The following is a 13,577-nucleotide window of genomic DNA, read 5'->3' as shown; positions in this document are numbered from 1 at the left end:
CGTAATATGGTAGAGTGGGAAGTGACTAAATTCGAGAATTGGCATGAGGTTAACAAAGTGACTGAGAGAAAAAAAGGCAATAGCTATGTGTTCATGGGCGTCTCTAGTTGTGGCAAATCTTCAATTGGTGCCGCGGTCGCAGAGGCGTTAGAGACGAAATTTATTGATGGTGATGATCTGCATCCTAGAGCCAATATTATCAAGATGAAATCTGGCTCACCGCTCAATGATAGCGATCGTGCTCCTTGGCTTGAGCGCATCAACGATGCTGTGTATAGCATTGAGCAAAAGGGTGAAGAGGGGGTTATTGTCTGCTCTGCACTGCGTCGTCAGTATCGTGACTTAATCCGTCAGAACAACAGCAAGCTGGTGTTCATTCATCTATATGGAGATTTTGGATTAGTCAAAGAACGCATGTTTGCCAGAAAAGCCCACTTCATGCCGATTGAGCTACTCAAGAGTCAGTTCGACACGCTGGAAATGCCCGCGAATGATGAAGCTGACGTTATCCAAGTGAGCATAGATGGCACTTTCGAAGAAGTCGTACAACGCTGTATTAATGCGATAAAGGGCGAAGGGTAAGGTCAACGTTGGCCATTGAAGTCAAGCGTAAAGTCGTAATGCACATCGGCTTAAACCGCTCAATTTTTTAGAAAAAAAGCCACTCCAGAAACTAACTTGGAGTGGCGTAGAGATAATGGTAAGCCTGCGGTACCATCCAATGAGTGTTACGGCGAGCGTTTGTAGACGGAACGTGCGCCGCACCTCAGCCTCAAATAAGCCCACGCATATGAGCGATGACGCGAGCTGCCTATCCTGCTAAACATGATTTAACTCAACATGTGATTAGAACTGTCACTGAAGACTGTTACTCAAAATCGTCCTGCTTCATGCGACTAAGCAATGCCAAAGTAGAATGAGCGCTTTAGCAACCTTGGTTAATATCCCCTTGAGCCTTAAAAGAAGTAATTAATCCCGACTGCGAAGCTGTTGTCTTCCTGTGCTTCGAGTGCAGGATCATCCATATCACTGAAATCTAGCTTCATCTCGGCAAACATCACAGTGTCATTACTGTAGCGATAATGCAGCCCCAGCATGGTAAATTGGCGAGTCCATTGACCTTGGATGGGCCTAGCTGCATCTGTGTCTAAATCTAAATAACTGAGTACAACCATAGGCACAAATCCGTTGTCGAATTGATAGGCCGTCATCAACTCGGCACCAGTGGCGTTGTAGAGATCGCCGTTGACCAGTTCATTATTTTTACTTTTGTGAGCGTTAAAGCCCACATAGAGACCGTTGGCCTCACGTCCTTCGGCATAGTGATAGTAGTCACCATACATGGCACCAATGCCGACAATTTCATTGGTTTCATCGACTTGAGTATTGCCTAAGTGGCCTTCAAAATCACCGCGGTTAAAACCTGCGAGTAGCTTAAATTTATCGGTTACCACATAAGTGATACTGGCGCCGTAGCTGCTGTCAAAACTCAGTTCTGAGTTGGTCATCTCGCTACCGTCATCGTTTTTTAGGCTGACATCACCATTGGTTTTGGCGGCATATTGCAGGGCGATTTGTACTGGGCCTAAATTATTACGGTAAATGAAGGCGGAATCGGCACGGCCTGTACCTGTGAGGCTGCCATCACCGAAGGTGTAAGCGCCAACGCTGTAACCTGCAAATACGTTCGGTAAATCTGTCGTGCCTGCGACATCGTAGTAGGCGCCCCATTGTTTACCGAAACTCAGGTTGCCCCATGTATCATGGGACATGCCAACATAACCTAAGCGGTTATAGAGAAAATCATCGGTTTTTTCGGCGGCGAGTTTGCCCCCTTGCATCACTAGCCCATCGTCGCTGGAGACCATGTTGATCCCCCATTCTGTGGTAGCGAAAGCGGTCCAGCCATTTTTCTCGCTGCGCTCGAAGCTGAATCTTAGGCGTGACGAGTCGTCGATAACTGAAGTATCGTGGCTGTCATTTAATGCTGCAAACCCTAACCAACCCGTTAAATCTAAGGTGTTTTTTTGATCTTTATAGAGTTCAACCGCCTGACTGCTGGTGGCCGTTAATAGCATAGGTAACACTAAAGCGAGACAAGTCTTATTCATAAATCCCCCGATAATGAGCAAGTATTCTCCAGGGGATCATAGGCTTGGCCTATGATCCCTGAGTTATCGTTAGTCTTGATGTGGATGTTGGTATTAATTGTTTCCGATCATGCGTTAGCCGTATTTAGGCTGGACGTGTGTCGGCAACAGGCGCTTGGTTTGAGATCACGCCGAAAATAGTCCAACCGAAGAAGGTGGCTATGGCGCCAAGCATCACTGCAGTTTCGCCTGAGCTGTACAGAGCATAGAAGCTATATAACGCACCGATTACGGCGATCACGTTGGCAACGCGGGCTTTATTGATAGGCACTTTTTGCTGTCTTTGCATTATGCCAAGCGCGGCCATAGATAAGATATAAGGCACAATGTTGGTGACGACGGCGAGGTTAACGAGTGCTTCGAACTGCTTGCTCAGTGATGGGCTAATGGTCATCAGCGATAGTGCTGTTTGGATCGAGACGATAATAGTCATGCCCCAAATTGGCGCATCGGCTTTGCTGACTTTAGAGAAAATTTTAGGAAAAAATCCTTCATCGGCAGAGGCTTTAAACACTTGGGCAATAGTGAACTGCCAACCTAAGAGTGATCCAGTACAGGAGATAATGGCGCAGGCCATCACGATTTTACCGACTACTGGATTAAACATTTGTGCGAAGGCTAAGCCGAATGGCGCATTCGACATGGCAAGCTCGGCATTTGGCACAATACCGGCAATGACGTTAGTGGAGACAATATAAATCACTGCTGCACCTAAGGTACCGCCCATCACGGCGATAGGTACGTTTTTTTCTGGGTTATCGACGGCTTCTGAGTTTGCACAGGCCGATTCTAAACCGAGGAACGCCCACAAAGTCATAGCGATAGAGCCGCCTAACGCTTTGAAGAATGGCATATCATGCGGGTTCCATGCGCCTTTATAGAGGTCGATGTCAAACCAGAACCAACCAATTAAAGATACGCCAATCACTGGCAGAATAATCCCCCACACAGTCACGCTACTGACGCGGCCCGTGATGCGGGCACCACCGAAGTTAGCAATGGTTGCCAACCAAAGTACGCCAATGGTCGCAAGACAAATTGCCATCGGGCTTAAGTTAACTTCCAGCAACACGGCAGCGTAACCCACGGCAGAGATGGCAATCGCGACGTTGGCGATTAACAGTGAGACGGCATAGGTGTAGTTGGCCATAAAGTTGCCAGAACGGCCGAAGGCATACTCGGCATAACCGCCCATACCACCGGATTTTTTACTGAACATACCGCACTTAGCAAAAGCGAAGGCGAGGGCAGTTGACCCTGCTGCTGTTACTAACCAAGATAAAATGGAGATAGTACCGACTTGAGCTAATTGGGTTGGTAGCATAATAATGCCCGAACCCATCATGTTGACTATGGTGATAATAGTTAATTGGACGACGCCAATTTTATTTTCTGATTTACTCATACTAATAACCTAATTTAGGTGACTTATTATAGGAGGCATGAATTTGACTGCAGAGTGGGGTTAATAAACTCTGCAGTCAGTCTTCATTATTTATTTAGTACATAGCCCATTGCTTGAATTTTGCCGTCTGCGGTATTTTCGAGATAAACACCTTGCAGTTCTGGTGAGAATCCAGGTAATAGGTTGATGCCTTCTTCAAGGGCAAGGAAATAACGCTGAACAGAACCGCCCCATATTTCACCTGGCACCATACATAACACGCCTGGTGGGTAAGGTAGTGCGCCTTCTGCTGCAATTCTTCCTTCAATTTGCGAGAGTGGGACTAATTCTACTTTGCCACGAATAAACTCTAGGTTTGCTTCCTGCGGGTCCATCACTTTTGTGGGGAAATGCGCTTTACGGAACATTTCTTTCTGCAGTTGTTTTACGTCATGGCTGACATAAAGATTGTGCATTTCTTGGCAGAGTTGACGGATAGAATAGTCTTTATAACGGGCTTTATTGGCGTTATAAACGTTAGGTAATACTTCAGATAATGGCGCATCTTCATCGACTAATTTCTCAAAACGAGATATTTGTGATACCAGATGTTGCATCTTGGCCATATCTTCCGCAGGTGTCATCAGGAATAAAATCGAATTCAAGTCGCACTTCTCTGGAATAATATTATTTTCCCGTAAGAAGTTAGCCAGAATAGTCGCTGGAATACCAAATTCGGTATATTTGCCTGTTTCAGCATCTATGCCCGGTGTTGTTAATAAGAACTTACAAGGGTCAACAAAGTATTGGCCTTTTTCATAACCTTCGAAGGAGTGCCATTTCTGACCAGGTTCGAATTCGAAGAAGCGTAAGTCATCGGCCATTTGTTCGGTTTCATAGTCTTGCCATAGGCGGCCGTCGATCATTGTTGGCACGAATGGTTTGATATATTTACACTTTTTGAGCAATAGCTTACGTGCTTCGATACCCGCTTTTACCGCTTCGCGCCACAGATAACGACCGCTTGCGCCTTCATGCATTTTCGCATTTACATCTAGCGCCGCAAATAAAGGATAGAAGGGACTGGTAGAGGCATGCATCATAAAGGCGTTGTTGAAGCGTTTATGGTTGCAATATCTATCTTGGCCTTTGATATGTTTATCTTTTTTATGGATTTGCGAGGTTTGTGAGAAACCGGCCTGCTGTTTATGCACCGACTGAGTCACGATAATGCCTGGATCTTCAGCAGTCAGTTCGAGCAAGAGTGGTGAGCAGTCATTCATCATAGGGATGAACTGTTCATAACCCACCCAAGCCGAGTCGAATAAGACGTAGTCACAAAGATGGCCAATTTTATCAATCACTTGGCGAGCATTGTAGATGGTGCCGTCATAGGTGCCGAGTTGGATTATCGCCAAGCGGAACGGGCGTTTTTCATCGGCTCTTTCTGGCGCGACTTCACGAATTTGCTCTCTTAAATAGGACTCTTGGAAACAGTGGGCATCAATGCCACCAATAAATCCGAAGGGATTACGTGCCGTTTCTAAATAAACAGGTGTAGCACCTGCTTGAATTAATGCGCCATGGTGGTTTGATTTGTGATTATTGCGGTCGAATAACACGAGGTCGCCTTTCGCTAACAGCGCATTAGTCGCGACTTTATTTGATGACGAAGTGCCGTTAAGTACGAAATAGGTTTTATCGGCATTAAAAACTTTGGCAGCGTATTTCTGTGCTTCCAGTGGAGCGCCTTCATGGATCAGTAAATCACCCAGTTTCACGTCGGCATTACACATATCCGCACGGAAAATTGTTTCGCCAAAAAAGTCGAAGAATTGGCGACCCACTGGGTGTTTACGGAAGAATTGTCCGCCTTGGTGACCAGGACAAGCAAAGGTAGAGTTACCCATTTCGACGTATTTTTTTAACGTACCGAAGAAAGGTGGCAATAGCGCTTGTTCATATTTACTTATTGCAGTCTCAACCTGTTTTCCGTAGAAGTCAGTGTTATCACCGCAGAGTTCAAATACCCCTGTAATCGATGAGCAAACATCATCAGGGAAGGTTTCTTCACAGCAAACTGAAACGAAAATGGGCAGTTTCAATCCGGTGTTTTTAATCTTTTCAACAATACCATTTCTAACATCATCAACAGAGACTACAGCCGCGCCCACATCGCAAAAATCTGTGGTTAATACATTGACAACTTCTCTGTCGATATCGAAACAAGATCTAACAGATAAGCTAGCGGCTACTTTTAATGATTTCATAGTTAATTTCCCTTTTACTTTATAAAAAATAGATACAAGTGTGCCTATACCTAATTAAAAATATTAATGGTATGAAAATTAGATATAGCTATTCCGTGCGCAGATTAAATGTGGTTATGCCAATGTTACGAAATAAATATAAGTAGAAATATATTTATTGAGCGTATGAATAGCTTAGCCGCAGTAAAACTGCACTGATAAAAGAATGCTTTGATTAAGGTGTTAGATAATAAACCAAATTAAAACAGTACGATAAGTGTTTGCGCCTATTAGGGCAATAGCACTTTAGACCTGTTAATTGGCCTACTACCTACGCTAAGGTTAGCGGAGGAAGATAAAGGAGTGATCGAAATAGTCACGTTGACTAGGCATCATGATATGCCGTGTGCGCCTGATATGCGCCATAATTTTAGATTTCCTCTTCATATACGACTCCATTATGACTTAGAGAAAATGGTTAGGTTTTTATTACGTAATGAAGTTTATATGCGAGTTATAAATAAAATCATGACCTATGTCTTATTTTTAAATAATTAGCACGTCAATTTAACTTAATTTATCGATATTAAATTGAGTCAATCATGCTTAAGTATCTTTATCTAAATAATGAAAGTAAATATTGTCAGCATTATTTAAATAATTTTATTTGCATAAAATATCTTATTTCAAATATCTAATCTTAATTAAAAGGCTGCTGTAATCATCATTCTGATTTATACCGCATTGCATATTTGCATTGTTATGCAGATATTTTCGTTACAAAATCATCTTCCTGCTTGAAAAATGCAAAAATGATAACTTTTTTCTCACATTTGAGCATTTGGGGCAGAAAGTTGTCGTTTTAGGGCAGATGTTATTTTTTTGATTGACGTAAAGTGAGTCAGGTCGAACATGAATAGGAGATAGACATGAATAAAGGGTGGTTAGGGGCGAGTTTAGTGCTTGGGTTATTCGTTGGACAAGCAAGTGCTATGACATTAACGAGCAAAGATATGAGCGAGGGCAATAAACTGACATCGCAATTAGTGTTTAATGGCTTTGGTTGCCAAGGGGAAAATATTTCGCCGCAACTGACTTGGACTGAGGTGCCCACAGGAACTAAAGCATTTGCAGTGACAGCTTATGATCCTGATGCGCCAACGGGCAGCGGTTGGTGGCACTGGGCCGTATATAACTTACCCTTAGCGCAAACTTCGCTCGCACAAGGTGCGGGCTCGCATGTTGATGCACTGCCCAAAGGCGCCATTGCCTTGAAGAACGATTTTGGTACTACAAATTTTGGTGGCGCATGCCCGCCCCAAGGTCATGGCGTTCACAGGTATGAATTTACTGTGTGGGCATTACCCAGTGCTTTAGAATTGCCAAAGGACGCTAGCCCTGCCTTATTGGGCTTTATGCTCAGGGCACAAGCGCTCGGCAACGCCAAGTTGACTGCGGTATATAATCGATAATCCATTGATAATTAGGCTGGTGTCATGATCCGTATGTTTGAATATGATTCGAAGCAGGCACAATCTTTATCTCAAGTCCCTGTACATCAGCCGTCGATTATTCGGGTTATCTATGGTGAAAAGTCTCTGCTCTGGCAAGATGAATCTGTTTTAGTAGGCCAAGGGCAGTTACTGTTAATTCCTGCTGGTTCGCATATTAGTTTTGTTAATCGACCTTTTCTTGGGCGTTATCGGGCGGTGCAGTTATTACTCCCCCACGATTTACCCCAAGGTATTTTATCAAGCGCTACCGATTGGCGTGACCCTATGCCAGTCCAAAACGTATCACGCGCTGTGGACTTAGCTTGGAATGCGCTATTACAGAGTTTGACCTTGTCTCTGGCCGATCCTGTTCAACTGCATTATTTGGCCGCGTTACTGTTAAGTTTGCCGGATAAACGCAGTGTGAACTGGTTGTATGGTCACACCCAACGCAGCGTGACTCAAGCGGCCTTGGCCTTGATGAGTGTGAGTCCTTCGGCGTCATGGCAGCAGGAGGATATTGCCGACAAGTTACACATGAGCACGGCAAGCCTTAGGCGTAAATTGGCCTTAGAAGACACCAGTTTTAGGCAGTTACTGGTAGAAGTGCGGCTTTGTCATGGTTTAGCCATGTTGCAGAATTCGAGTGAGCCAGTATTACAAGTGGCTTTGGCCTGTGGTTATCAATCTGCGGAAAAGTTTTCCTTACGTTTTAAGCAACAATTTGGCCTGACCCCCGCGGCTTATCGTCGTACACTGTGAAGTGGCATTGGTGTATACCCAAACAACTTTAGGGTACTGGAGAAATATGATGGCGGATGAGCAATTTACTGACAGCGGATTTTGGAACAAGATCAAACTCTTTAGCCGTCAAGCAGGTAGAGAGGTCATCGAGCGGGCACTATGGCTTTATTATGCAGCGCAACAACCCAATACGCCTAAGTGGGCTAAGTCAGTCATCTACGGCGCGTTAGCGTATTTTATTTTGCCTTTAGATGCGATTCCCGATCTGACTCCTTTAGTTGGCTTTACCGATGATTTAGGTGCCCTTGCCGCTGCCCTGACTATGGTGACCCTATATATCGATGATGAAGTGAAATCCCTTGCGGCGGATAAACTCGCACTGTGGTTTGGAGATAAGCCGAGCGAACCTAAGACTTAAGCCTATTGCGAACGCAATCGCCTGAGTGATGCAAAATTGTGCTAAAAATATGATTTCATTAGGAGTCGTTGATTTGGTTTTGACTGAGATTTTCTGGGGTAAAAATATTTTTTTGCAAATGTTTCACTATTGCTTGATTGCGCTATATGCTAGCGCTGTTTTGTAAACCCCTTGTGTTTGTTTAGGCAGATAAATGAAAAATATTATGGTAGTGATCCTATGGCTTTTAGGTGTCTCTGCCGCTACCCCCGCGTTTGCCGATGAGGCCTCTCCGGAACAACTCGCCCGTCTTTACCTCGATTTTATGGCACAGAATAGTCGCCAGAGCGAAGCTTTGTGGCCCGGTTTTCGCCTTGAAGATAAAGTACACCTCTTTAGTTATGGTGGTAATGTCTGGCTTCGACAGCCTGGTGGCGAAATAATCCAAGATAACAGTGTGTTAGAGTCTGTCAATCTGCACTCGGGTCTATCGGTGAGTTTCGGCTTTCCACAATATAATGGCCAGCCAGGCGTATTGATCCAGCTCGAAGTGCCGAACATCCAATTTACTCGCGACACTAAGCCAACGGATTTAGCTTTTTTAATCTGGGCGAGCAATGGCTTGCATGAAGCCTTCCATTTTTATGCCCAATCCGAATGGCGAGTATTGGAAGACGGTAAGCGTTATGAGGGCGAGGTCTTTCCGCTCAACTTCGATGCTCGCTATTATCGCTTACAGTTATTTGATGCCTTAATGGCGGCGCTGGCACAACCCGAGCAACAGTCATTACACCTTAGCTATGCAGCCTATTGGTTGCAGCAATGGCGCCAAATTGCGCCGAATGAAGATCGAGTCGGTTACATCAATGATCTTGTTGAAGGCAGCGCTAAGTACGTGGAATTGGCCGCTGGTGCGCGTGTGTTGAGTCAAAATCAAACTTTACTTGGTTATCAGCAAATACTGACAAAATATGTGTATGACTATTATCAACAGCAGAAGATGTGGGTTGGTTGGACGGCTGAGGCGGCAAATATTGGCGCTCTGGCGGGCATATTGTTGGATAGCACTCAAGACCCTTATGTATGGAAAGAGTCGGTCATGTCGGGTATGTTGCCTGTGGATTTACTACTGAACCGCGTAAAGCCAGTATCCCCGCTAGACAAGAAAGACACTAAACAGAAGAAACAGTTGCAGGAGATGTTAGCGTATTACCCCGCAACTCAAGCAAAATTGTCTCAGTTGTTGTTGAATGTTCAGGATCCAAAAGTGCCGTTATTGGTTATGCCGAGCGTGAGCGATAGCAGCAGTTTTATCGATGTGGGTGACGTACGTTCTGGCTTTTATGTGGTGCCCTATCAAGAGGAAATGACTCAAGCTTATTTAGGGATGAGTGCGCAATTTAGTAACTTGTCAGTGAGTGGCAGTCCATTACTCGATGTTCCAGTACAAAATTTTTGTGAGGGCATTGAGGCGGCAACTCTGTTACCTTTAGCATTCCCCTTTCAGCGTGAGGGTCAGTATCTGGTATTCAACGAAGCGGAAGTCCATGGAACTATTAGGGTTTCTGCGAGTGTTGTTGATGGAAGAACCCTCTACTGTGCGATGAATTAATAATGAGAAAAAATCAGCTCGAATTTACCTACATGCGTGGCATTGCGATTATCTTTATCGTGCTTGGCCACAGTATTTACAACTCTGGTGAAGGTTTCCCGCTGTTGCTGGAAAATCTATTGCGTGGTGGCACGGCGTTATTTGTGTTTATCTCGGGATACTTTTTCCATCGCATTTTTTATAAGGATTTCGACTACAGCAAGTTTATGAAGAACAAAGTACAAAACGTACTTTATCCTTTTTTAGTTGTGTCATTGATAGGTCTATTTTGTTTGTGTTTGCGCTGGATATTTATGGAGCATCAGCCGCTCGATAATGTCTTGCTGAGTATTTTTTATACTGTGCGTAACGGTTACATTCTGTATCCGCACTGGTACATTCCCTTCATCATGGCGGTGTTTTTATTCTCGCCGATTTTTTTATGGTTTATCCGTTGCTCGCAGCAGATGCGTTGGACACTATTTGTACTGAGTTGTGTGGTAGCAATCCTATTGCATAGACCTATAGGTAACGTCAATTTCATTCACTCAGTCGTGTATTTTGTACCTTTCTACTTAATTGGTATTTTATATTCGCAAGATGAACATATTGTGACGCGCTTTGGCTCTATTTTCACCGCACTAGCGATGATTTTTTTAGTGGTGAGCTTAGTCGAACAAACTTACATAGTGCAGCATATTGGTAACTATCATAAGGCACCGTTTGAGTATAACGGTATCGATTGGCAGTTTATTCAGAAACTTTGTTTATGTGTATTAGTACTGAATTTCTGTGAATGGTTGTCGGGACGAAGTCGTTTGCCTTGGTTAGTCGAAGTCGCTGAGATGAGTTTTGCAATTTTCTTTATTCATCCACTCTTCGATATGCTATTTAACACGGCTGCAACCGTAATGCGTTTCCGCTTCCCACCAGGTTCTGCTGTGACTAGCGTGCTCTTTTCCGCTGGGATTTTCATTTTCATGATGGTAGGCAGTATTATGACGGCTCGCTTTATCAAAAAGCGTCTGGGTAATCGATCGCGTACTTATATCGGCTGGTAATCACTTTGGTTTATCATCACTAACACTAGGTGAAATTCAGTTTGAATTTATTTCCTAGTGTTAGGGTGTTTTCCATCTAAAAAAGTGGAGAACATAATGAATCCTAACATTACCCTACCGAGCCTTGGGCTTATCAGTTTGTCTTTTATCGCGTTGCCATCCATCGCCGCTCAAGTTGAGTCGCTATCCACCAAGACGCAGAATACTTTTTTCGCACAAATTGCGGCCCATTGTGGCCAAGCCTTTGCGGGAAAAGTGGTATCGGGTGATAGTGCCGATTCGGCCTTTAGCGGCAAGTCGTTAATTATGCACGTGCGTGAATGTAGCGACACTGAGCTCAAGATCCCGTTCCATGTGGGTGATGACCACTCGCGTACTTGGGTGCTGACTAAAACGCAGCAAGGGCTTAAGTTGAAGCACGACCATCGCCATCAGGATGGAAGTGAAGATGCTGTGACCATGTATGGCGGCGACACTATGAATGATGGGACAGTACAGAAACAGTCATTTCCCATTGATAGGGAATCAATCGATAACTTCGTCAAGAATGGACTAACTCAGTCGATTACCAATGTGTGGCACATGGAAATTACGCCAACGATTTTTAGTTACCAACTCACGCGAGAACAACGCAATTTTAAAGTCGATTTTGATCTTACCCAGCCAGTAGCATTACCACCCAAACCTTGGGGACACGACTAGTATTGTTATTAAGCTAGCTCAAAATGGTGTTCATCACCTGCTAATGTTGCCCGTTTATGTGGATAACGACACTACACGGGCTCAGCCTCGCATCAAATCCAGTCAAATCGTTGTGATATCCTCGCCAGCAAACCTTAGTGCGGTAAGTTCTTCGTCTAGTATCACTGCTATGTAATGACACCATTAACTGGCAATAAGCCAACAATTCCATTATGTCTAAAAGGATTAATAATAGATTTTTTCAGTTTTAAGTGTTCTTTTTATTCATTTTATTGTGTTGCGGAATACTAGAATTGCGGTTCATTTAATACTTAATTTTTATGGATAAACAAGATGGTTATACCTAAAAATAGGTATTTATGTCTTGAGGATAATTTTTTAAATATTCACCTAAATTAAACATAAATCTGAGATTTAAACCGGATTTAATCACTACTTCTGCTAATTTATAGTCTAGGCTAGAAAAGTGCAGTTGAAAGATGGTGCACCTAGGTCTAGACTGAAAAATTAAAGGACTGATTCACTAATGATTATAAAGTTAAGTGACCCAAAGGGAAGAGGTGAACTATGCGCTTTTATATGGCAAGACAGCCTATACTGAATAGAAATAAAAACGTTGTTGCTTATGAGTTGCTCTTTAGAAATAGCCGGGATAACTATTTCCCACAGGGTGTTACAGACAATGTTGCTACAGCTAAAGTGTTTGTAAATAGTTATTTAAGTATGGATCTAGAGGATTTAACCGAAGGGAAGCCAGCATTAATTAATTTTCCATCTCATTTCTTGCGAGACCATTTATTATACATGTTTCCATACAAAAATATTATTGTTGAGGTATTGGAAACTGTTAGCCCAAGCGAGGATAACTTTATTTTAATTAAAGAGTTATTTAACTTGGGTTATTATCTTGCTTTAGATGACTTTGTTTATTCTCCTGAGTGGGAACGTTTTTTTCCTTTTTTTAAACTTATAAAAATTGATATAATGTCAACGCCTTTAGATAGTGTTTCTCATCTGATACCTAAATTTAGAGAGTATAATTTAAAGTTACTTGCAGAGAAAGTTGAAACATTGGAAGAGTATAGGCTAGCTAAGTCACTCGGTTTTGATTGTTTTCAAGGTTATTATTTTTATAAGCCAGAACTCATAGAGGGGAGTGAAATAGGTGCTACACAACATTTTGTTATGTCTATTTACAATGAGGTTTTTAATTCTGATTTTAGTTATAAAAAACTTGAACATTATTTTTCTCAAGATTTAGATCTTACCTATAAATTACTAAGGTATGTCAATTCAAGTCAGTTTGAGCATGTGAATGAATTTACCTCAATTAAGCATACTATGATTTTTTTAGGTGAAAATAAACTTCGTAAGTTTGTAAGCCTCATTATTTTGGCTGAACTTAATCCCAATAAACCAGTTGTGTTAATTAATAACACTATAATCAGGGCTCGGTTATGTGAAGAGTTAATATCATTAATGGGATTTCCTTTGCTGAAAGAGTCAGCATTTTTGACTGGATTATTATCTACTTTAGATGCCATTTTAGATAAACCGATGAACAGAGCGATAGAGCCGCTTCCTCTTGAACAGCAAATAAAGCGTGCTTTACTTAATAATCATGGATACCTAGCTCATTGTTTACAACTTACTCTGGCGTATATGGAAGGTGATTGGGTTTCTGTCGATTATTTCATTGATAAGTATAATATTGATCCTGAGAGGCTCATCTCAGCGTGTGATAAAGTGTATAGCTGGTTTAATCAGTATAAAAATTCAGTTCAGTAGTAATGAATGCTAGTTTGC

The 13,577-nt window shown here is 42.8% G+C and carries 11 protein-coding genes; 8 read left to right on the top strand and 3 right to left on the bottom strand.

Annotated elements, in window-relative coordinates; genetic code table 11:
* Window positions 1-21 precede the first annotated feature (21 nt).
* Window positions 22-582: a gluconokinase gene (locus KO531_RS17325; RefSeq protein WP_219251802.1), complete on the top strand. Its 561-nt coding sequence runs from the start codon at window positions 22-24 to the stop codon at window positions 580-582.
* Window positions 583-956: 374 nt separating this feature from the next.
* Here KO531_RS17325 and KO531_RS17320 read toward each other — a convergent pair whose 3' ends face one another.
* The 3 genes from KO531_RS17320 to speF form a co-directional block, all read right to left on the bottom strand.
* Entirely contained in the window at window positions 957-2,111 is a 1,155-nt protein-coding gene (locus tag KO531_RS17320) for a porin (RefSeq protein WP_219251801.1), read from the bottom strand.
* Between the two features lie 124 nt (window positions 2,112-2,235).
* Window positions 2,236-3,555 carry a putrescine-ornithine antiporter gene (gene potE / locus KO531_RS17315; protein WP_105250509.1) on the bottom strand — a complete coding sequence of 440 codons (1,320 nt, stop codon included), beginning with the start codon at window positions 3,553-3,555 and terminating at the stop codon, window positions 2,236-2,238.
* Window positions 3,556-3,641: 86 nt separating this feature from the next.
* Window positions 3,642-5,804 (bottom strand): ornithine decarboxylase SpeF, encoded by a 2,163-nt coding sequence (gene speF, locus KO531_RS17310; protein ID WP_105250508.1) that lies wholly within the window; start codon window positions 5,802-5,804, stop codon window positions 3,642-3,644.
* Window positions 5,805-6,712: 908 nt separating this feature from the next.
* Here speF and KO531_RS17300 point away from each other — a divergent pair.
* The 7 genes from KO531_RS17300 to KO531_RS17270 all read left to right on the top strand — a co-directional run bounded on the left by KO531_RS17300 (window position 6,713) and on the right by KO531_RS17270 (window position 13,559).
* On the top strand, window positions 6,713-7,255 hold the full coding sequence (locus KO531_RS17300) for a YbhB/YbcL family Raf kinase inhibitor-like protein (protein WP_131525388.1): 543 nt from the start codon (window positions 6,713-6,715) through the stop codon (window positions 7,253-7,255).
* 24 nt (window positions 7,256-7,279) lie between these two features.
* Window positions 7,280-8,038, top strand: coding sequence for a helix-turn-helix transcriptional regulator (locus KO531_RS17295; protein WP_212600604.1), 759 nt, complete (start codon window positions 7,280-7,282; stop codon window positions 8,036-8,038).
* A 49-nt stretch (window positions 8,039-8,087) separates the two neighbouring features.
* Window positions 8,088-8,438, top strand: coding sequence for a YkvA family protein (locus KO531_RS17290; RefSeq protein WP_113941434.1), 351 nt, complete (start codon window positions 8,088-8,090; stop codon window positions 8,436-8,438).
* A gap of 193 nt (window positions 8,439-8,631) precedes the next feature.
* A complete protein-coding gene (locus tag KO531_RS17285; protein ID WP_105250504.1) occupies window positions 8,632-10,029 on the top strand; it encodes a hypothetical protein in 1,398 nt (465 codons plus the stop codon).
* Window positions 10,030-10,031: 2 nt separating this feature from the next.
* Window positions 10,032-11,069 carry an acyltransferase gene (locus KO531_RS17280; RefSeq protein ID WP_113941433.1) on the top strand — a complete coding sequence of 346 codons (1,038 nt, stop codon included), beginning with the start codon at window positions 10,032-10,034 and terminating at the stop codon, window positions 11,067-11,069.
* A 96-nt stretch (window positions 11,070-11,165) separates the two neighbouring features.
* Entirely contained in the window at window positions 11,166-11,771 is a 606-nt protein-coding gene (locus KO531_RS17275; protein WP_219251800.1) for a hypothetical protein, read from the top strand.
* A 567-nt stretch (window positions 11,772-12,338) separates the two neighbouring features.
* Complete coding sequence (locus KO531_RS17270) at window positions 12,339-13,559, top strand: HDOD domain-containing protein (RefSeq protein WP_219251799.1); 1,221 nt, start codon at window positions 12,339-12,341, stop codon at window positions 13,557-13,559.
* Window positions 13,560-13,577 lie beyond the last annotated feature (18 nt).

Origin of the sequence: Shewanella sp. NKUCC06_TVS (genome assembly GCF_019345515.1) — a bacterium.
Lineage (GTDB): Bacteria > Pseudomonadota > Gammaproteobacteria > Enterobacterales > Shewanellaceae > Shewanella > Shewanella oncorhynchi.
Note: the sequence above shows the minus strand (reverse complement) of the source record. Positions and strands in the feature narration are given on the sequence as shown.